We start from the raw sequence: 19,541 nt of genomic DNA, 5'->3' as shown, positions 1-19,541 counted from the left end.
CGGGTAACACAACCCGTTCCGAGCCGTTGGCACCGCACCCAGGACAAGGCAGTATCACCCTGTGGCCGATCTCATCACCGTTGACGACCCCGACGACCCGCGCCTGCGCGACTACACCGGCCTGACCGACGTCGAGCTGCGCCGCAAGCGCGAGCCCGCCGAGGGCCTGTTCATCGCGGAGGGCGAGAAGGTCATCCGACGGGCCAAGGACGCCGGGTACGAGATGCGCTCGATGCTGCTCTCCGCCAAGTGGGTCGACGTCATGCGCGACGTGATCGACGAGCTACCGGCCCCGGTGTACGCCGTCAGCCCGGAGCTCGCCGAACGCGTCACCGGCTATCACGTGCACCGGGGCGCGCTGGCCTCCATGCAGCGCAAGCCGCTCCCGACGGCCGCCGAACTCCTCCAGACCGCCCGCCGGGTCGTGATCATGGAGTCGGTCAACGACCACACCAACATCGGCGCGATCTTCCGTTCCGCCGCGGCACTCGGCATGGACGCCGTACTCCTCTCCCCGGACTGCGCCGACCCCCTCTACCGTCGCAGCGTCAAGGTCTCGATGGGCGCCGTCTTCTCGGTGCCGTACGCCCGACTGGACACCTGGCCCAAGGGCCTGGATTCGGTCCGCGAGGCCGGCTTCACCCTCCTCGCCCTCACCCCGGACGAGAAGGCCCGCTCCCTGGACGAGGCGGCCCCGCACAAGATGGACCGGGTCGCCCTGATGCTGGGCGCCGAGGGCGACGGCCTCTCCACCCAGGCCCTCGTCGCCGCCGACGAATGGGTCCGCATCCCCATGTCCCACGGCGTCGACTCCCTCAACGTGGGCGCGGCGGCAGCGGTCGCCTTCTACGCGGTGGCGACGGGCCGCCCTCGGAACTAGCGGGCCCCGCCCTACTCCCCGCCGGCCGGCACGTGCCCCTGCGACTGTTCCCGCTGCTGCGACTGCTGTTGCTGTACGACGCCGTCCCCGCGGCCGAGTCCACGGGCCGGCCCCTGGCAGCCTTGGACGATGGCGATGCCCACCGCCACGAGCAGCGTCACGACGACGAAGACGAACAGCCGCTGGCGCAGCAGACGCGGGTTGGCGGGGCGCCGCCCGGTCCCCGTGTTCCTCGGCGCCGGACGGCCGGCACCGCTGCGGGGCGCCGGCCTGCTGCCGCTCCCGCCGGGACGGCTGTTGCGCGAGGCGGGAGCGGGACGGCTCCCGGACCGCGACGACGAGACGCTGCCGCCACCACCCCGTGAGGCACTTCCGCCACGCGACGGAACCCCACCTCGAGAGGGACCCGCCCCTCGCGAGGACGGCACTCCACCCCGGGGCGGAGGCGTACCCGGCCCCGGCCCCGACCCTGACGTCGGCCCCGACCCCGAACCCGCTCCTGCTCCCGTTCTCGACCCGCCCGGCTGGCGCGGCGTGCGCTCCGGGTAGCTGGACTGGGCGAGCCGTCCGGTGGGCCGGTCGGCCTCCGCGGCCCTGGGCACGGGCGGCCGTGCGTCGCCCATCCCCTGGGCCTCACGGGCCGCGATCTCCTTCAGCCGCAGCGAGAGATCGAGGGTGCTGGGCCGTTCGTCGGGGTCCTTCGCCAGGCAGGCCCGGATCAGCGGGGCCAGGGCGTCGGGTACGCCGTGCAGCTGGGGCTCCTCGTGCACCACGCGGTACAGCATCACCTCGGAACTGCCGTGCCCGAAGGGCGAGTCGGCGGTGGAGGCGTAGGCGAGCGTGGCACCGAGCGAGAACACGTCCGTGGCCGGTGTGACCGCGGCCCCCCGCACCTGCTCGGGCGCGAGGAAGCCGGGGGAGCCGACGGCCGTCCCCACATGCGTGAGCGTGGAGGCCCCGGTCGCCCAGGCGATGCCGAAGTCGATGATCCGCGGGCCCTTGGGGGACAGCAGGATGTTGGACGGCTTCAGGTCCCGGTGGACGACCCCGGCCTCGTGGACGGCGACGAGCCCCTCCGACAGCGCGGCCCCGATCGCCGCGAGCTCGGCCGCCCCGACCGGCCCGTCCTCGTTGACCTTGTCATGGAGGGAGGGCCCGGGCACGTACTGTGTGGCGAACCAGGGACGGTCGGCGTCGAGATCCGCCGCGACCAGCCGCGCCGTGCATCCGCCCCGGATCCGCCGGGCGGCGGACACCTCACGGGCGAACCGTGACCGGAACTCCTGGTCCTCCGCCAGATCGGGCCGGATCACCTTCAGCGCGACCCGCTGCCCCTTCTTGTCGGAGCCCAGATAGACGACGCCCATTCCGCCCGCGCCGAGCCGTCGGTGAAGCCTGAACGAGCCGACGACGCGCGGGTCCTCGCGCCTCAGGCGCATCATCGCCATGTTCATCCCCGCTGCCCGGTCCGTGTGACGTGGCACAGCTTACGTTTCCACGGCCGTTCGCGCGCAGAGGCCGCGCCCTCTGGTCCCGATCGATTGTCAGTGCCGGGTGGGAGACTTGAAGAGTGGTCAGAGGGCCTGAGAACAGGCGCACTTTGACGACGCTGTGACCTCAACCACCTGTCACAGAAGGGGGATTGAATCGGTGAAGGGCGACCGAGTGGAGATAGTCGTGGACGCCGGTGACACGACACGGACCTATGAGGTGGTGGCCGGCAGGGCCGGCCGCAGGGTGGAGACGGCGGTCCGGCGAGGGGTGGTGGAAGTGAGCGAAGTCACTCGCAGCGGCACCGTCGTACGCACCGCCCGCTTCATGGCGAACAGGGTCCTCGCCCTGGTCGAGCACCCCGTCCCCCGAGAGGACGGCTCGGAAAAACCGTCCCGCACCGGACACCCCGTCCGGGAAGACCCCGAGACCTAGGACCTCGTCTCCACCCAGGGGAGTACTCCGCAGGTCATGGCTCATCCTCCGGGAGGCCCGGCAATCGGTACGAGGGCATGACGTGCGCAGAGCGCCGCGCCCCTAGATTTGAGGTCAAGCGGCGGGTGCAGCACTCGTCCCCCGAGGTCAGACACCCGCCGCTGCCAAGGACAACCGACACGGTCAGGAGAGGGACCATGGCCCACACGGCACCGCGGACGCACCTGCGCACCCGACCCCGCCGCACGGGCCGCCGCCACCCCCTGGTGGCGACACTCATGGCCCTTCCCCTGGCGGCCCTGCTCCTCCTCGTCTTCGACGGCTGGGAGACAGTGGCCACACAAGCGTCGTCCGTGGGCGTGATGCTGGGGCGCTGAGCGGCGACCCCAGGCCCGGAAGAGCGGTCCGGGCGGGGACATCCACCCATGAAACCCCGTGGGGACGGGGGTGCGGCGGACGGCAAAAATGCCGGCGCAGCTGGGGAGCTGCGCCGGCATTGCTTTTTCCCGGTCCCCAGGCAACCCCCGCCCCGACCCCCACCCTCAGGGGGCTTGCCTCCCAGCCCCGGCCAGGGTGTATTTCAGCCCGTCCGGCGTTTGAGGACGAGGCCCGTCCAGGGCCGAAGCGGGGGTCTGGGGGCGCAGCCCCCAGGGGGTGCAGGGGCGAAGCCCCGCCGGGGTCCAGGGGGCGCAGCCCCCAGCGGGGTCGAAGGGGCGGAGCCCCTGGGGATGGGAACGGGTAAGGGCGGCGGGGGCGAGACACCCCGAGGCCCCGGCCCGCAGCGACACCGGACGCCCGATTCAACCGCGGCGGTCACCCCCGTACCCTCACGACCAGACCCCGCACCACCCCAGGGAGCCCCGTGACAGCCACCCCCTTGCTCTCCGACCTCACGGCCCGAGCCAAGGCCAAGGCCCACACACACCGGCTCTCACCCGAACCCTCGCCCTGCCCCTGCCCCACCCACACCCTCGCCGACCGCCCCGACGCCACCGTCGTACGCCACGCGGACACCGTCGCCAAGGCCCACGCCCCGACCACCACCCCCACCGACCTCACCCCCCGCCTCGCCACAGCCACTCACCTCCCCGACCTCCTCCTCTCCCCCCTCACCCCCACCCCCGCACTCCTCCACGACCGCCTCGTCACGTTCTGGCCGTACGGCACCCCCGTGGACCCCGACGACCCCGACGCCGCCCCCTGGGAAGAGGCTGCCACCCTCCTCGCCCGCCTCCACCGCACCCCCGCCCCCACCCCCGACCTGCCCCCGATGCGAGGCCCCGCCAAGGCCGCCCAGGCGGTCGCACGCCTCCGGGCAGCAGCCCCGCACCCCGCCACCTCCCCCGTCCTGCGCGCCTGGACCACCCTCCCCGCCTGGGCCCGCGCCGCAGCCCCCATGCCCGACACCACCACCCTCTGCCACGGCGACCTCCACCTCGGCCAACTCGTCCGCCACCCCGCCCCCGACGGCCCCTGGCGCCTGATCGACGTGGACGACCTCGGCGTCGGCGTCCCCGCCTGGGACCTCGCCCGCCCCGCCGCCTGGTACGCCTGCGGCCTGCTCCACCCCGACGAGTGGACCCGCTTCCTGAACGCCTACCGCACCGCCGCCGGCCCGGCCGTTCCCGCGGACGGCGACCCCTGGCCCGCCCTCGACGTCCCCGCCCGCGCCCTCACCGTCCAGACCGCGGCCCGCGCGGTGACCAAGGCGGTCGACCAGGACCGGCCGCTGGACGAAGTCGAACAGTCCCTCGTCGACGCCTGTGTGCGCATGGGTTCCCTCCCTCCGCAGTTGGCGTCAAGCTCCGCGAAGTAGGGTGCAACCGACCGCAGCCGGACAGAGTCTGTCCTGGCGGTACGCGAAACAGGACCGACCGGCGAGGAGTTGAGCCGAATCATGCAGTGCCCGAAGTGTCACGGCCAGATGCACACGTACAACCGCAACGGCGTCCAGATCGAACAGTGCACCAACTGCCGGGGGATCTTCCTCGACTACGGCGAGCTGGAGGCGCTGACCCGCCTGGAGTCCCAGTGGTCCCAGCCGGCCCCGCCCCCGCCCGCTCCGCAGGCCTACCCGGCCGCTCCCGCCGCCCCGGCCTGGGGCGCCCCGCACGGCGGTCACGGCGGCGGCCACTACGGCGGTCACGGCGGCCACCACCGCCACAAGAGCTTCGGCCACATGCTGTTCTCCAGCTGACCGCCCCCGCCACGCAGAAGCCCCCGGCCGTACGAGACGGTCGGGGGCTTCTGGGATGTGTGGACGATACTGGGATTGAACCAGTGACCTCTTCCGTGTCAGGGAAGCGCTCTCCCGCTGAGCTAATCGTCCTCGGGACCGTGATCCGAGGACCACGAACACTGCGTGCGCGATACTGGGATTGAACCAGTGACCTCTTCCGTGTCAGGGAAGCGCTCTCCCGCTGAGCTAATCGCGCGGGTGCGGATCTTGCCGTACGTGCTGGAAGATCCAGTGGACGATACTGGGATTGAACCAGTGACCTCTTCCGTGTCAGGGAAGCGCTCTCCCGCTGAGCTAATCGTCCTTGGAGGTGGAGACGGGATTTGAACCCGTGTAGACGGCTTTGCAGGCCGTTGCCTCGCCTCTCGGCCACTCCACCAGGAGTGTAGGGGATCGGGATGACCCCTCTTCCTTCGAGCGGACGACGAGGCTCGAACTCGCGACCTCAACCTTGGCAAGGTTGCGCTCTACCAACTGAGCTACGTCCGCCTGTCGTTTCGGTCCGCTCTCGCGTCCCGGCGACGTGTTGAACTCTAGCGGATTCCTGGGCCAGTACAAAAACGCGTTTGTGCAGCGTGCGCCCCTGCGGCCCCGCCCGGACCTGCGGCGGACGCGTCCCGGTCGGCTCGGTGTCGTACTGCGGACCTGCTCAGGGCCCCCGCCGGGGACGTCCCCGGCCAGCCCTGCGACAGCCGCCCTAGACTCGACACCGTGCTCGACCTGCCTCCTCTCGCCCGCTTCGGCGGCCGTGTCGCCACCGGTCTCCTCGACGTCACCAGCGACCCGACCGCCCTCGACTCCGCCGGTTTCTGGGCCGTGTGCGCGGACTTCGAGGGCCGCCTGGTCTGCGCCCGCTTCGCCGACGTACGGGACGAGCCGGTGCCCGAGCCGGTGCCGGGGGAGTGGCGGGGGCCCGCCGCCGGTGACTGGACGTCCTCGCTCGACCGCGCCGGGTACACGGCGGGGGTGCGCCGGATACGGGAGCACATCGCGGCAGGCGAGGTGTACCAGGCGAACCTCTGCCGCGTCCTGACCGCGCCCGTCGAGCCCGGTGCCGACGTCGACGCCCTGACCGCCCTGCTGGCCCGCGGCAACCCGGCACCCTATGCAGGAACGATCCGCCTGCCCGGGCACGGCGTCGAGATCGCCACCGCGTCCCCCGAGCTCTTCCTCCGCCGCGACGGACGGACCGTCGAGTCCGGCCCGATCAAGGGAACCGGCCGCACCGAGGCGGACCTCCTCGACAAGGACTACGCCGAGAACGTGATGATCGTGGACCTGGTCCGCAACGACATCGGGCGGGTCTGCGCCACCGGCAGCGTGACCGTCCCCGACCTGTGCGCGGTCGAGAAGCACCCGGGACTGGTCCACCTCGTGTCGACGGTCCGCGGTGAACTCCGCCAGGACGCGGGCTGGCCCGAGCTGCTCGACGCCGCCTTCCCGCCCGGCTCGGTCACCGGCGCCCCCAAGTCCAGCGCCCTGCGGATCATCGACGCGCTGGAGACGGCACCCCGCGGCCCGTACTGCGGCGGCATCGGCTGGGTGGACGCCGACCGGCGCACGGGCGAGCTGGCCGTAGGCATCCGCACCTTCTGGATCGACCGAGGCTCCGACGGCACGGCCCTGCTGCGCTTCGGCACCGGCGCCGGCATCACCTGGGGCTCCGACCCCGAGGCGGAGTGGCGGGAGACCGAGCTGAAGGCGGCGCGACTGCTCGCGGTAGCGTCGGGGACGTACGAGGTGAGTGAAGGGACCCTGACGTGAAGATCTGGCTCGACGGCGGGCTGCAGGACACCGAGTCCGCCCGCGTCTCCGTCTTCGACCACGGCCTGACCGTGGGCGACGGCATCTTCGAGACGGTGAAGGCGACGGACGGGAAGACGTTCGCGCTCACCCGCCACCTCGACCGGCTGACCCGCTCCGCACGCGGCCTGGGCCTGCCGGACCCCGACCACGACGAGGTCCGCCGCGCCTGCGCCGCCGTCCTCGAGGCGAACCCGATGCCGCTCGGCCGGCTGCGCATCACCTACACCGGCGGCCACGGCCCCCTCGGCTCCGACCGCGGCGACCGCGGCCCCACCCTGGTCGTCGCCCTCGGCGAGACCAGCCGCCGCCCCGACTCCACCGCCGTGATCACGGTCCCCTGGACCCGCAACGAGCGCGGCGCGCTGACCGGCCTCAAGACGACCTCGTACGCCGAGAACGTCGTCGCCCTGGCCCGCGCCCACCAGGACGGCGCCTCGGAGGCGTTGTTCCCGAACACCGTCGGACAGCTCTGCGAGGGCACCGGGTCGAACGTCTTCGTCGTCCTGGACGGCGAGATCCACACCCCGCCGCTCGCCTCCGGCTGCCTCGCGGGCATCACACGCCAACTGACCGTGGAGTGGACGGGCGCCAAGGAGACCGACCTCCCGCTCGACGTCCTGGAGAGCGCCGACGAGGTCTTCCTCACCTCCACCCTGCGCGACGTCCAGGCCGTCCACCGCGTCGACACCCGCGAACTGCCCGGCGCCCCGGGCCCGGTGACCGCCAAGGCGATGCGGGTCTTCGACGAACGCGCCGGGGACGACCTCGACCCCTAGGGGTGTCCGGCGGGCCGGGGTCGCTGCGGAAAACGAGCTGACTTCGGCCCGTACGGCGGGTAGAAACCCCCTGATGACCACCACTCTGCGGCCGACCGAGCCGCTTCAGCGTGCCGACGACGGGGCCCTGTCCCGCCACTACCAGGTGTGCGTGAACAGCCGCCCCGTCGGAGCGGTCCGGGTGTCGACCGATCCCCGCTTCGGGCCCACCGTCGCCAAGATCGAGGACCTGCACATCGAGGAGCCGGACCGCGGCCGGGGCCGGGGCGCGGTGGCCGCGCTCGCCGCCGAGGAAGTGGCCCGGGGCTGGGGGTGCCGACAGGTCGAGATCAGGGTGCCGGCCGGCGCCGCGGCCGCACTGCGGCTCGCCACGGCGCTCGGCTACGTCCACCGCAACCGCGGCATGGAGAAGCAGCTCGGCGCCGTGACGCCCGCGCTGCCCGAGGGCAGCGGCGCCCGGCCCATGACGGAGGCCGAGTACGGCCCGTGGCAGGAGCGCGGCATCACGGAGTACGCGCAGGACTGGATCGACCGGGACGTGCCCGAGGACCTGGCACGGGCCAAGTCCCTGCAGGACTACGCGCGGTCGCTGCCCCAGGGCCTGGCCACGGAGAACGCCCGGATCAGCGTCCTGGAGCACGAGGGCACCCCGGTCGGCGACCTCTGGCTCGCCTTCACCGACGACAAGGCGTTCGTCTTCAACGTCGAGACCTACGAGGAGCATCGCGGCCGGGGCCACGGCCGCTCCCTGATGCTGCTGGCCGAGGCCCAGACACTGGCCGCCGGCCGACGGGTGCTCGGCCTCAACGTCTTCGCGGGCAACACCCCCGCGGAACGGCTCTACGAGTCGCTGGGGTACGTGACCGAGGGCTACTCGATGTACAAGAACCTGCTCTGAGGCTCCCGGCTCACTTGGCCCCGGCCAGCAGCCGGTCCGCGATCTCCTCGATGCGCTCCCGCAGTCCCTCCTGGCTCTTGCCGCCGTCGAGACGCTCGCCGCCGATGACGTACGTCGGGGTGCCGGTGACGCCGATCGCCTTGCCCTCGGCCTGGTCGGCGTCCACGATCAGGATGTGCCGGCCGTCGATCAGCGCCGTGTCGAACTCCTCCGCGTCAAGACCGAGTTCACCGGCGATCTCGACCAGGAAGGGTTCTCCCTCACGGCTCAGCTCCTCGACCCGGCCCAGCACGGCCTCGACGTACGGCCAGCCCTTGCCCTGCTCCAGGGCCTCCTCGGCGGCCTGCGCGGCGGCGAAGGCGTGCTTGTGCTTCTCCAGCGGGAAGTGCCGCAGCCGCAGCTCCAGCCGGTCGCCGTAGCGCTCGCGCAGCGCGCGCAGGTCGTCGAGGGCGCTGCGGCAGTCCGGGCACTGCAGCTCGCACCAGACGTCCAGGACGACGGCGGGAGAGGCGGACACCGGGGTGGAGGCGGGGGCGGAGGCCGGGGAGGAGTCACTCATGACACCAGTCTCCCAGCCCCCGCCCGACCACCCCAATCCGGACCGCTGTCCTCGGCCGGGTCCGCTGCACGTGCGTGAGACCGCCGTCCCGGCCGGGTCCGCTGCACCTGCGTGAGACCGCCGTCCCGGCCGGGTCCGCTGCACCTGCGTGAGACCGCCGTCCCGGCCCTGACCGTCTGCGCCTCCCGTAGGACTCGTCGCCCGCACCGACCGGGACCTCTGGAGGAGCCGACCCGGAGATGTCCCTGATGTCCGCTCGGAGCATGGCCCGGGAGTGGTCGGGAGGTGCACGATGGAAGGGACGAAGCGCCCGCCTGCCGAGGCGCGGAGTCAGTGTGTCCCTGCCCGAGAGCGCCCTGTCTGGAGGACCGGATGATTGCCGAGACCGTCTGTTCCGCCGTCGCCGCGGCCGGCCTGGGCATCGCGGCGGTCACGGCCTACCGCAAGCGCTTCCTCAAAGCCGCCCGCATCGCCGCCTACTCGCTCGTGCCTCTCGGGCTCGTGATGACCGGCGTCGTGGAGTGGCTCGCCGACACCGCCTTCAGCCCGACCGCCTGGGCCGGCTTCGGCGTGCTCGGCCTCGCCTGGGCCCTGTTCGCGACGACACGTGCCGTGGAGCGCCGCCGGGGCGACACCCGCGGCACCCGCAAGGAGCGCAAGGCGGCAGCCCGCTCCGCCCGCACCGACGCCGTGGCCCCCGCCGCCTCGGCCCCTTCCCTGAGCCAGGCACCACCCCGTTCGGCATCCGCCCCCCGCGCGAAGGGCGACGCGGACGACTTCAGCGACATCGAGGCCATCCTGAAGAAGCACGGCATATGAAGCCGCCGCGCCTCCGGCACCGCACCCAGGCCGGCCGCGCGGTTGAAACGACACAGACGACCCGTCGGCGCGCGGAAACGATCACGGCCTGAAACCGACGTCACGGAATACGGCGAACACCCGCTCAATCCGGGCGCGGTGATCGCGCGGGACGCCAGGCCTGCGTCATCATCGCCCCGAGATGCTGGACACGAAACAAGGCGACACCGCGCCGCCTCAGGACGAGCCGCGCGGCTGCCTCTTCGCCCTCTCCCAGCCACCGCTGATGATCTTCCTTGCGGTGATCGGGTGTCTGCTGCTCATTGCGTCGCTGCATGATCTGCTGCTGCTCTGAGCCGTACCCGCGGTCCCCGGCGCCACCCGCCGGGGCCGCGTCGGCATCGGGAAACCCCGGGCACCCACGGGGTGCCCGCCGTCCTCAGCCCGCCGCTTCCTTGCGCCGCGCGCGGTACGCGGCCACATGGAGGCGGTTGCCGCAGGTGCGGCTGTCGCAGTAGCGGCGGGAGCGGTTGCGGGAGAGGTCCACAAAGGCGCGCCGGCAGTCGGGGGCCTCGCAGCGCCGCAGCCGCTCCTGCTCCCCGGCCACCACGAAGAAGGCCAGCGCCATGCCGCAGTCGGCCGCCAGATGGTCCGCGACCGAGGCGCCGGGCGCGAAGTAGTGCACATGCCAGTCGTAGCCGTCGTGATCCGTGAGCCGGGGCGTGGTGCCCGCGGCGGCGACCAGCTCGTTGATCAGCCCGGCGGCGGTCCGGGCGTCCCGGGCCGCGAAGATCCCGGCGAACCGCCCGCGGATCTTGCGCACCGCGGACAGGTCGAACTCGGAGAGCACTCCGACGTCACTGATGTTGTGCCTGTGCACGAACTCCGCGAGGGCGGCGACATCCGGCAGCGCGTCCGGAGTGGTCTCGTCCTCCGGTGCGGTGTTCACCAGATCCACCACGGCATCAAGCGCACACCGGGTGTCGTGGGTGATCAGCACGTTTCGCTCCCTGGCCTGGGGGGGTCGGGCGGGCGCCCGCCGATGCTGGCCGATGGTAGCCGCCCCGGGCCCGGAAGCCACGGGGCTCCCGGCCCGGGGGCCCCCGCGGGCGCGGGTGGAGGAGCCCCGTAGGCACGCCGACGCCGCCCCACGGCAGGCCGTGGGGCGGCGTCGGCGCGTTCCCTGTGCGATTGTCCTGGCCCGAGCCGTCTCCCCGAGTGGACGGCGCCGGGCAGCTCGGTGTGAGCCTCGCCCTAGCTTTCCGCCAGGATGTGCGAGAGCTCCTGGTCGAGATCGAAATGCCGGTGTTCCGTGCCGGGAGGCACGGCCGCGTCCGTCCGCTTCAGGAAGGACTCCAGGGCCCGCGCCGGGGCCTCGAGCAGGGCCTCGCCCTCGGGAGAGCTCAGGGCGATGCAGACGACTCCCTGACCGTGACTGCGCGACGGCCAGACGCGGACGTCGCCGGTTCCCGTCGGCCGGTGCAGGCCTTCGGCGAGGAGGTCGCGGGCGAACACCCACTCGACGGTCTCCTCGGCTCCGGTGTGGAAGGTGGCGTGCACGGCGTAGGGGTCGGCCGTGTCGTACCGCAGGCCTGCGGGGACAGGCAGGGAGGACTCGCTCGACACAACGAGGCGCAGGTGCAGCTCGCAGCTGACCGTGGTGTTCATAAGCGCCAGGGCCTTTCGCTCAGTGTGCGCTCGGGGATTCGCACGTCGGCGAAATCGACATGCCACCTACGGTGCCGTTGTAAACCCCTCTGAGTGTTTTGCGTGTCTTTACGTAACTCTTCCGGCCGAGAGCCTGTTCGCGAAGTACCACCATTCCGGTGACTGGAATCTCTCGGGTAGGGTCTGGCTGTATGAATACGGGGAGTAACGAGCCTGGCGAGGTAGCCGTGGCAGCGGACGGGACGAAGGCCGGCGGGGCGGAGGAGCCGCAGGAGCAGGGGCTCGGCTCCAGGGCCCCCGAGTTCGTCAAGGCGCGCCGGGCGCTGCACCTGAGCTGGCAGGTCGGCGTCTTCGTCATCGGCCTGGCCGTGGTGGTCGCCGGCATCATCATGCTGCCGCTGCCCGGACCCGGCTGGGTGGTGATCTTCGGCGGCATGGCGATCTGGGCGACCGAGTTCGTCTGGGCCCAGTTGGTGCTGCGCTGGACCAAGCGCAAGGTCACCGAGGCCGCCGCGCGCGCCCTCGACCCCAAGGTGCGTCGCCGCAACATCATCCTGACCTCGATCGGTCTGGTGGTCATCGGCGTTCTCATGGGTGTCTACCTGTGGAAGTTCGGCTTCGAGATGCCCTGGAACATCAAGGACCAGTGATCTCCGGCGGACTGCCGGCAGACCTCCGGCTGATCTCCGGCGGGGGCGCGGGCACCGGCCGATCGTGGTCACAGGCACCCCCTGACATGGGGTAATGTTCTTCCTGCGCCGGGGCGATTAGCTCAGTGGGAGAGCGCTTCGTTCACACCGAAGAGGTCACTGGTTCGAACCCAGTATCGCCCACCCCGGAACGGTGGCCCGTCCGCGACAGTGCGGACGGGCCACCGTCGTTTGTGTCCCCCAGCTGTCCCCAGGCCCTCGCGGGTGTCTCACGGGCGCCACGCCGCCGCCCTCGCGGCAGGCCCGTCGTGATCCTCGTCCCGCCCTGTGTGACGGTACGCAGTCACCGTGCCGCCCTCCCGCGCCGCCGAATACGGCCCCGCGTCACCTCGCCCACCGCGCCGGAATCGCCACCCCACCCTGCCGATCCGCCGCACCGTCAACTCCCTCCCCGCGCATCACGATTCCTCCCACCCGCCCGACAACCCCCGTCCCCGCAGGCGGATTTCAGTCGCTCCGCCTCGCGATCCGCACCTCGACCGGCAGTTCGAAGAGTCGAACGCGCGCCCCTCACCTGGGGCTTCGCCTCATTCGCCCCGCCAGGCCGCCCCCGCGCGCTCCTTCCGCCCCCGAGTCGTCTCACAAGAAATTCCTGTCCGAATCATTGACGCTCCCTCAACCCCCTCGTACCTTGTGCCAGCAAGCGCTTTCTTGAAACGATTCATGCAGCGGCGACGATGCCGCGGGGAGGGCCCGACTGTGGGAACCAGCAGGAATGTTGAGAGGCGAACGATCCTGAAGGCGGCCGGGGCGGCGGCGGCCACGCTCGGGCTGGCCGCGACGACCGGGTGCGGTGGGGACAGTGGTTCCGCGGACGGGGCGGTGACGCTCCGTTATGCGTGGTGGGGTGGAGAGCCGCGGACCCTCGCCATCAAGAAGACGATCGCGCTCTTCGAGAAGAAGTACCCGAAGATCAAGATCAAGCCCGAATTCACCGACTACGAGGCGTTCTGGGAGAAGTTCCAGACCCAGGCCTCCGGTGGAAATCCGCCGGACGTTTTCCAGAATGCCGTCGGTTTCTTGCGCAAGTACGACAAGCGCGGTGTTCTGATGGATCTCAAGACCCAGGCGGACGCGGGGAATCTGAGCCTGGAGAACTTCCGCAACGGCGTTCTGGCGAACGGTCAGGTCGACGGCAAGCAGATCGGCATACCGGTCGGCGCCAACACCATGGCGCTCGTCATCGACCTCAAGGCCTTCAAGAAGGCGGGCGTGGAGGCGAAGTTCGGCTGGACCTGGGACGAGTACTTCGACGCGCTGCAGACGATCCAGGACAAGCTGAAGATCGCCGGTGACACCGGCTACTTCAGCATCATGTACCTCTACGACCTGTACCTGCGGCAGAACGGCAAGGCGTTCTTCACCGACTCCGATCTCGGCTTCACCGAGGACGATCTGACGCAGTGGTGGGAGGACGGCTACAAGCGAGTGAAGTCCGGGCTCGTCGCCGACCCGAAGAAGATCGAACAGGTCAAGCCCAAGTCGGGCCTGTCGGCGGGGCTCGCCGCGTCCGAGTTCACCTGGGACAACTTCTCCATCCGCTACGAGGGCGAGGGCGAGTCGGACTACGGGCTCGCGCCGATCCCCACCACGGACGGCAAGGACACCGGCCAGTACCTCGGTTCGCTGATGCTCAGCGCCTTCTCCGGGACCAAGCACCCCAAGGAGGCCGCTCAGTTCATCGACTTCATGGTCCATGACCCCGAGGTCGGCAAGATCATGGGCTACGACCGCGGTCTTCTCGCCACGACCGAGCAGTACGACGCGTTCACCCCCACCGATGCCAACAACAAGGGTGTCGCGGCGTACGAGGAGGAGGTCGCCAAGGCCGGAGTCCTCGGGAAGATCACGCCGCATCCCTCCGGAACCGACGTCATCGAGGCTGCGTTCCTGCGCATCGGCGGTGAGGTCGCCCAGGGCAAGAGCAAGCCGGCCGATGCCGCGAAGGCGCTGTTCAGCGAGGCCAAGGCCGCGTTCGCGGGCTGAGGGGACGTACCACCATGACGCTCGTCAAGGAAGCGCCCGCGCGCCCGGCCGGGAAGCGGTCCTCCGCTCCCGCCGCCGGGCGGCGCGGGCGGCGCCGCGAGAATCTCGCCGGCTATCTCTTCATGTCGCCGTGGATCGCGGGCTTCCTGCTGCTCACGGCGGGGCCGATGATCGCGTCGCTGTACTACGCGTTCACCAGCTACAACCTGTTCACGCCGCCCCAGTGGGTGGGGCTCGACAACTTCACGACGATGTTCCAGGACCCGCGCTGGCAGAAGTCGGTCGAGGTCACGCTGAAGTACGTCGTCGTGGCCACACCGCTGAAGCTGCTGCTCGCGTTGGGCGTCGCCCTGCTGCTCGCGCAGAGTCGGCGTGGACAGGGTCTGTACCGGGCCGCGTTCTACATGCCGTCACTCATCGGAGCCAGCGTCTCCGTGGGCTTCGTATGGCGGGCGCTGTTCTCAGACGACGCGATCGTGGACCGTACGCAGAAGATATTCGGTCTCGACGTGGGCGGCTGGATCGGCAACCCGGACTATGTCATCTACGCCCTGGTGGCTCTGAGCATCTGGCAGTTCGGCGCACCGATGGTCATCTTCCTGGCAGGCCTCAAGCAGGTCCCGCGGGAGCTGTACGAGGCCGCCGAGGTGGACGGGGCCGGCCCCTTGCGCCGGTTCTGGAACATCACGCTGCCGATGATCTCCCCGGTGCTGTTCTTCAACGTGCTGCTGGAGTCGATCCACGCGTTCCAGGTGTTCGGCTCCGCCTACGTGGTCTCCGACACCCGGTGCGGGCCCGCCGACGCCACGCTCGTCTACACCTGCTACCTCTACCAGAAGGGCTTCAAGGAGGCCCAGATGGGCTTCGCCTCCGCGATGGCCTGGACGCTGGTGGTCGCGGTGGCGCTCGTCACGGCGGTCCTGTTCTGGTCGCAGAAGAAGTGGGTGCACTACGAGGAGGCCGCCAAGTGACCAGTGCCACCACCCCTGTCGTGCGCACCACGAACGAGCGGCGGCGCGGCGGATCGATCGCCTGGCACGTGGGCGCGCTCGTCGTCCTCGCGGTCGTCCTGTATCCCGTGATCTGGGTCGTGGGTGCCGCGTTCAAGCCGAGCAAGGACATCATCGCCAGCCTCGACCTGCTGCCCACCAAGCCGGTCTGGGCGAACTTCTCCGGGCTCGCCGACGGCATCTCCGGCATCTCCATCAGCACCTTCTTCGTGAACTCGCTGATGTACGCGGTCCTCGCCGTGGTGGGGGTCGTGCTGTCCAGCTCGCTGACCGCGTACGCCTTCGCCAAGATCGGGTTCGCCGGGCGGAACCTGCTGTTCACGCTGATGATCGGCACGCTGCTGCTGCCGTATCACGTGCTGCTCATCCCGCAGTACGTGATGTTCCGCAAGCTCGAGCTCGTCGACACGCTGGTGCCGCTCGTCGCGGGCAAGTTCCTGGCCACGGAGGCGTTCTTCGTCTTCCTGATGGTGCAGTTCATGCGCGGGCTGCCGCGCGAGCTGGACGAGGCCGCCAAGCTCGACGGCTGCGGGCACCTGAGGACCTACTGGTCCATCGTGCTGCCGCTGAGCCGTCCCGCCCTCATCACCAGCGCCATCTTCACCTTCATCAACGCGTGGAACGACTTCATGGGACCGTTGATCTACCTCAACACCCCGGACAAGTACACCGTCTCGCTCGGCCTGATGATGTTCCGCGACCAGGAGGGCATCGCCAACTACGGCGGCATGATCGCGATGTCGCTGGTGGCGCTGGTGCCGGTCATCGCCTTCTTCATGGCCTTCCAGCGCTATCTCATCGACGGTATGGCGACCTCCGGACTGAAGGGCTGAGGCGCACCCATGGCGCAAGCACGCGTGAAGCCCCGCAAGGAGTCCGTGTTCGGCGAGCGCTTCGCGGTCTTCGCCGAGTGTCTCCTCACCGGCGTGTGGATCGCCGTGGGCTGTCTCGGGGTCGTCACCTACCCCGCCGCGTTCGCCGCGGGCGCACGGCATCTGCGGCGGCGTACGGCCCATGAGGCCGGTGGCCTGCGGGAGTTCGTCGCGGACTTCCGTACGGCCGTGCGCGGCGGGTGGGCCGTGGGGCTCGCCGGGTGGGCGGCGGCCGGCGCGGTCTGGGTGGACGTGCTGGCCGCGCGGGCCGGGATTCCCGGGGGGCGGTTCGTCGGGGCCGTCGGCATCTTCGCGCTGATCGGGCTCCTCGTGACCCTGTTGCGGGCGGCGGCCGTGTGGACTCCGGGTGACACCTGGCGGGCGCTGCTGGCGGGTGCCGCGCGACGGACCGTGCTCGATCCCGCCGGGTCCTTCCTGGTCGTCTGCGGCCCGGCGGTCGTGGCCCTGTCCGCCTGGTTCGTGCCGCCGCTCGCGGTCCCCGTGCTGGGGGCCGTCGCGGCGGCGGCCGTGGCCGTCGAGGAGCGGTACCGGCACCGCTGAGGCGCGGTGCCCTCGCACCAGGTCGGCGCCCCGGGCGCCGCACCTCTCTCTGTCATGCCCCTGACCAGATGCACGGAAAAGACTTCCCGCACGGAAAGGAAAGGCCATGTCCCCCATTCCCCGCAGGTCCCTCCTCAAGGCGGCCGCCGTCGCCGGCGCCGCCGCCCAGTTCTCCTGGGCGCTGGGGGCGAAGGACGCCGAGGCCGCGCCCGGAGCCGAGGCGGCGGACGCGGATCCGGTGGCCCTGGACTGGCTGGAGGACGGCGGTCTCGGCGCCGCCCCCGGCTCCACCCTCGGTGTGCCCTGGCCGATGGGCGTCCACCAGGAGGACCAGACCTTCGCGCTGACGGACGCCGACGGCAAGGCCGTGCCCGTGCAGTCCTGGCCGATCGCGTACTGGCCGGACGGCTCGCTGAAGTGGACGGCGCACGCGGTCGGTTCGGGCTCCGGCAAGCTCACCCTCACGGCCGGCGACACCCCGGCCGCTCCCGACAAGAAGGTCACCGTCGACAAGAGCGGCGGCACGGTCGACGTCTCCACCGGCGTGATCACGGTGCGGATCGGCAAGGACGGCACCACGCTCATCAAGTCCGTCAGACGCGGCTCCACCGAGATCGCCAAGAACGGGCGCCTCGTCCTGATCCGTCAGCCCGAGATCGAGGACGAGGACCAGGGCACGGTCAGGACCGAACGCTTCGAGGGGGCCATCGGCGAGGTCACCGTCGAGCAGGAGGGCCCGGTCCGCGCGGTCGTCCGCATCGACGGCAAGCACCGCAAGGGCAGCCGCAGCTGGCTCCCCTTCTCCATCCGCCTCTACTTCTACGCGGGCGCCGACTCCTTCCGCATGGTCCACACGATCACCTACGACGGGAATCAAGAGCCTGGCAAAGCAAGCGGCGATTTCGTCCGCGGCATCGGCGTCCGCTTCACCGTCCCGATGCGCGACGAGTCCTACGACCGCCACATCCGCATCGGCGGCGAGGGCACCGGTCTGCTGCGCGAGGCCGTCAAGGGCATCACCGGACTGCGCCGCGACCCGGGCGCGGCGGTCCAGGCCGCCCAGTACGCGGGCGAGAAGCTGCCCGACCCGTCCACCTGGGACCAGCGGGTGACGACGAGGCTGCAGTACATCCCCGAGTGGGGCGACTACACCCTCTCCCAGCTCTCCGCCGACGGCTTCACCCTGCGCAAGCGCACCAAGAAGGGCTACGGCTGGATCGGCGCCGGCGGCGGCAAGCGGGCCTCCGGATTCGGGTACGTCGGCGGTGTGAGCGGCGGATTCTCCTTCGGCCTGCGGGACTTCTGGGAGAAGCACCCCGCCCAGCTCGACATCCGCGACGCCCACACCGACGCGGCGACCGTCACCCTCTGGCTCTGGTCGCCCGAGGCACAGCCCATGGACCTGCGCTTCTACCACGACGGCATGGGCCAGGACACCTACCCCGAGCAGCTCGAAGGCCTCAACATCACCTACGAGGACTACGAGCCCGGCTTCGGCACCCCCTACGGGATCGCCCGTACCTCCGAACTCCTCTTCTGGGCCAACGAGTCGACGCCGGCACCCGCGAAGCTCGCCGAACAGGTCGAGGCCGTCCGGGTGCTCCCGCAGCTCGCCGCCCCGCCCAAGCAGCTCATCAAGGCGAAGGTCTTCGGCCCGGGCCTGTACTCCGAGCCGGACCGCTCCACCCCCGCCAAGGCGAAGATCGAGGACCACCTCGACTTCCTCTTCACCTACTACAAGGACCAGGTGGAGCAGCGCCGTTGGTACGGCTTCTGGGACTACGGCGACATCATGCACACCTACGACACCGTCCGGCACCAGTGGCGGTACGACATCGGCGGCTACGCCTGGGACAACTCCGAGCTGTCGCCGGACCTCTGGCTCTGGTTCGCCTACCTGCGCTCCGGCCGGGCGGACATCTTCCGCTTCGCCGAGGCGATGACCCGGCACACCGGCGAGGTCGACGTCTACCACATCGGCCAGTGGGCGGGCCTGGGCACCCGGCACGGCGTCCAGCACTACGCCGACAGCGCCAAGCAGCAGCGCATCGCCAACACCACCTACCGCCGCTACTACTACTTCCTCACGGCGGACGAACGCGTCGGCGACCTCATGCACGCCAACGTCGACTCCGACGAGACGTTCCTCGCCCTGGACCCGCTGCGCAAGATCCGCACCGAGCCGTACACCCCCGACCGGCACGCCCTGTCGATCGGCTTCGGCACCGACTGGAGCGGTCTGGTGTCGGCGTGGCTGACCGAGTGGGAGCGCAAGGGCCCCAAGTGGGAGAAGGCCAAGGCGCGCGTCCTGTCGACGATGGAGACGATCGCCGCCCAGCCCAACGGCTTCGTACAGGGCAGCGGCCTGTACGACCTCGACACGGGCCGGTTCGCCGTCGCCGCCACCCCGGTCGTCGGCGTCTCCCACCTCTCCGCCGTCTTCGGCCTCAACGAACTCTGCGCCGAACTCATCCACCTCGTCGACATGCCGGCCTTCAACAAGGCCTACTTCGACTACTGCCGCTACTTCAACGCCACCAAGGCCGAGCAGGCGGCACGCTACGGCTCCAACTTCGGCACCCTGCTGCTGTTCCAGGGCCACTCCCGCCTCGACGCCTACGCCGCCGTACAGACCGGCGACGAGGTGCTCGCCAAGCGGGCGTGGACGAAGTTCTACAGCTCCGACGGCTACACCGAGTCCTCGCCGTGGAAGACGGAGAAGCTGAGCGGCCCCGCAGCCCTGGTCGAGGGCAGCGAGGCCGCCTGGGTGTCCACCAACGACACCGCTCTCTACGGCCTCGCCGCCATCGAGAACCTGGCCCTCCTCGGCGACAAGATGCCGTAACGGGCGC

The 19,541-nt window shown here is 70.7% G+C and carries 20 protein-coding genes and 6 tRNA genes; 17 read left to right on the top strand and 9 right to left on the bottom strand.

Annotated elements, in window-relative coordinates; all coding sequences use genetic code 11:
• Nucleotides 1-61 precede the first annotated feature (61 nt).
• Nucleotides 62-880, top strand: a complete 819-nt coding sequence (locus tag ACIRF9_RS22895; protein WP_403825103.1) for a TrmH family RNA methyltransferase — start codon at nt 62-64, stop codon at nt 878-880.
• A gap of 11 nt (nt 881-891) precedes the next feature.
• Here ACIRF9_RS22895 and ACIRF9_RS22890 read toward each other — a convergent pair whose 3' ends face one another.
• On the bottom strand, nt 892-2,334 hold the full coding sequence (locus ACIRF9_RS22890; RefSeq protein ID WP_403825509.1) for a serine/threonine-protein kinase: 1,443 nt from the start codon (nt 2,332-2,334) through the stop codon (nt 892-894).
• 196 nt (nt 2,335-2,530) lie between these two features.
• Between ACIRF9_RS22890 and ACIRF9_RS22885 the strand changes: the two genes are divergently transcribed.
• The 4 genes from ACIRF9_RS22885 to ACIRF9_RS22870 all read left to right on the top strand — a co-directional run bounded on the left by ACIRF9_RS22885 (nt 2,531) and on the right by ACIRF9_RS22870 (nt 5,003).
• Entirely contained in the window at nt 2,531-2,806 is a 276-nt protein-coding gene (locus ACIRF9_RS22885) for a hypothetical protein (protein WP_403825100.1), read from the top strand.
• A gap of 197 nt (nt 2,807-3,003) precedes the next feature.
• The gene (locus ACIRF9_RS22880) at nt 3,004-3,183 is read left to right on the top strand and encodes a hypothetical protein (RefSeq protein ID WP_403825097.1); all 180 of its coding nucleotides are present in this window, start codon (nt 3,004-3,006) and stop codon (nt 3,181-3,183) included.
• Between the two features lie 485 nt (nt 3,184-3,668).
• A complete protein-coding gene (locus tag ACIRF9_RS22875) occupies nt 3,669-4,622 on the top strand; it encodes a phosphotransferase family protein (RefSeq protein WP_403825094.1) in 954 nt (317 codons plus the stop codon).
• Nucleotides 4,623-4,703: 81 nt separating this feature from the next.
• Nucleotides 4,704-5,003, top strand: coding sequence for a zf-TFIIB domain-containing protein (locus ACIRF9_RS22870; RefSeq protein ID WP_403825091.1), 300 nt, complete (start codon nt 4,704-4,706; stop codon nt 5,001-5,003).
• A 60-nt stretch (nt 5,004-5,063) separates the two neighbouring features.
• Here the strand turns inward: ACIRF9_RS22870 and ACIRF9_RS22865 are convergent.
• The 5 genes from ACIRF9_RS22865 to ACIRF9_RS22845 form a co-directional block, all read right to left on the bottom strand.
• A tRNA-Val gene (locus ACIRF9_RS22865) sits at nt 5,064-5,135 on the bottom strand.
• A 34-nt stretch (nt 5,136-5,169) separates the two neighbouring features.
• Nucleotides 5,170-5,241, bottom strand: a tRNA-Val gene (locus ACIRF9_RS22860).
• 36 nt (nt 5,242-5,277) lie between these two features.
• Nucleotides 5,278-5,349 (bottom strand) — tRNA-Val (locus tag ACIRF9_RS22855).
• 1 nt (nt 5,350) lies between these two features.
• A tRNA-Cys gene (locus ACIRF9_RS22850) sits at nt 5,351-5,424 on the bottom strand.
• A 37-nt stretch (nt 5,425-5,461) separates the two neighbouring features.
• Nucleotides 5,462-5,534 (bottom strand) — tRNA-Gly (locus ACIRF9_RS22845).
• A gap of 222 nt (nt 5,535-5,756) precedes the next feature.
• Between ACIRF9_RS22845 and ACIRF9_RS22840 the strand changes: the two genes are divergently transcribed.
• The 3 genes from ACIRF9_RS22840 to ACIRF9_RS22830 all read left to right on the top strand — a co-directional run bounded on the left by ACIRF9_RS22840 (nt 5,757) and on the right by ACIRF9_RS22830 (nt 8,525).
• Complete coding sequence (locus ACIRF9_RS22840; protein WP_403825088.1) at nt 5,757-6,809, top strand: chorismate-binding protein; 1,053 nt, start codon at nt 5,757-5,759, stop codon at nt 6,807-6,809.
• Entirely contained in the window at nt 6,806-7,627 is an 822-nt protein-coding gene (locus ACIRF9_RS22835) for an aminotransferase class IV (RefSeq protein ID WP_403825085.1), read from the top strand. The genes ACIRF9_RS22840 and ACIRF9_RS22835 overlap by 4 nt, the downstream gene beginning before the upstream one ends.
• Nucleotides 7,628-7,700: 73 nt before the next feature.
• Complete coding sequence (locus ACIRF9_RS22830; RefSeq protein WP_403825082.1) at nt 7,701-8,525, top strand: GNAT family N-acetyltransferase; 825 nt, start codon at nt 7,701-7,703, stop codon at nt 8,523-8,525.
• A gap of 10 nt (nt 8,526-8,535) precedes the next feature.
• Here ACIRF9_RS22830 and ACIRF9_RS22825 read toward each other — a convergent pair whose 3' ends face one another.
• On the bottom strand, nt 8,536-9,084 hold the full coding sequence (locus ACIRF9_RS22825) for a DsbA family protein (protein ID WP_403825079.1): 549 nt from the start codon (nt 9,082-9,084) through the stop codon (nt 8,536-8,538).
• Nucleotides 9,085-9,456: 372 nt separating this feature from the next.
• Here ACIRF9_RS22825 and ACIRF9_RS22820 point away from each other — a divergent pair, with 372 nt between their 5' ends.
• Nucleotides 9,457-9,903, top strand: a complete 447-nt coding sequence (locus ACIRF9_RS22820) for a hypothetical protein (RefSeq protein WP_403825076.1) — start codon at nt 9,457-9,459, stop codon at nt 9,901-9,903.
• A gap of 181 nt (nt 9,904-10,084) precedes the next feature.
• Nucleotides 10,085-10,237 (top strand): hypothetical protein, encoded by a 153-nt coding sequence (locus ACIRF9_RS22815; protein WP_166663568.1) that lies wholly within the window; start codon nt 10,085-10,087, stop codon nt 10,235-10,237.
• Nucleotides 10,238-10,321: 84 nt separating this feature from the next.
• On the opposite strand, the gene ACIRF9_RS22810 is transcribed toward ACIRF9_RS22815, so the two are convergent.
• Both ACIRF9_RS22810 and ACIRF9_RS22805 read right to left on the bottom strand, forming a co-directional pair.
• Nucleotides 10,322-10,882: a CGNR zinc finger domain-containing protein gene (locus ACIRF9_RS22810; RefSeq protein WP_403825073.1), complete on the bottom strand. Its 561-nt coding sequence runs from the start codon at nt 10,880-10,882 to the stop codon at nt 10,322-10,324.
• 254 nt (nt 10,883-11,136) lie between these two features.
• A complete protein-coding gene (locus ACIRF9_RS22805) occupies nt 11,137-11,550 on the bottom strand; it encodes an SsgA family sporulation/cell division regulator (RefSeq protein WP_004002642.1) in 414 nt (137 codons plus the stop codon).
• Nucleotides 11,551-11,741: 191 nt separating this feature from the next.
• On the opposite strand from ACIRF9_RS22805, the gene ACIRF9_RS22800 reads away from it, so the two are divergent.
• From ACIRF9_RS22800 to ACIRF9_RS22770, 7 genes are all read left to right on the top strand, one after another.
• Nucleotides 11,742-12,200 (top strand): TIGR02611 family protein, encoded by a 459-nt coding sequence (locus ACIRF9_RS22800; RefSeq protein WP_403825070.1) that lies wholly within the window; start codon nt 11,742-11,744, stop codon nt 12,198-12,200.
• Nucleotides 12,201-12,311: 111 nt separating this feature from the next.
• Nucleotides 12,312-12,383, top strand: a tRNA-Val gene (locus ACIRF9_RS22795).
• A 576-nt stretch (nt 12,384-12,959) separates the two neighbouring features.
• Nucleotides 12,960-14,246, top strand: coding sequence for an ABC transporter substrate-binding protein (locus ACIRF9_RS22790; protein ID WP_403825068.1), 1,287 nt, complete (start codon nt 12,960-12,962; stop codon nt 14,244-14,246).
• A 14-nt stretch (nt 14,247-14,260) separates the two neighbouring features.
• Entirely contained in the window at nt 14,261-15,217 is a 957-nt protein-coding gene (locus ACIRF9_RS22785) for a carbohydrate ABC transporter permease (protein WP_403825065.1), read from the top strand.
• Nucleotides 15,214-16,089: a carbohydrate ABC transporter permease gene (locus ACIRF9_RS22780; protein WP_403825062.1), complete on the top strand. Its 876-nt coding sequence runs from the start codon at nt 15,214-15,216 to the stop codon at nt 16,087-16,089. The genes ACIRF9_RS22785 and ACIRF9_RS22780 overlap by 4 nt, the downstream gene beginning before the upstream one ends.
• Before the next feature lie 9 nt (nt 16,090-16,098).
• Nucleotides 16,099-16,689, top strand: a complete 591-nt coding sequence (locus ACIRF9_RS22775) for a hypothetical protein (protein ID WP_403825059.1) — start codon at nt 16,099-16,101, stop codon at nt 16,687-16,689.
• Between the two features lie 106 nt (nt 16,690-16,795).
• Nucleotides 16,796-19,534 carry a Tat pathway signal sequence domain protein gene (locus ACIRF9_RS22770; protein ID WP_403825056.1) on the top strand — a complete coding sequence of 913 codons (2,739 nt, stop codon included), beginning with the start codon at nt 16,796-16,798 and terminating at the stop codon, nt 19,532-19,534.
• Nucleotides 19,535-19,541 lie beyond the last annotated feature (7 nt).

The organism is Streptomyces sp. NPDC096132, from assembly GCF_044763345.1.
Lineage (GTDB): Bacteria > Actinomycetota > Actinomycetes > Streptomycetales > Streptomycetaceae > Streptomyces.
This window is presented reverse-complemented; position numbering and strand designations above follow the sequence as displayed.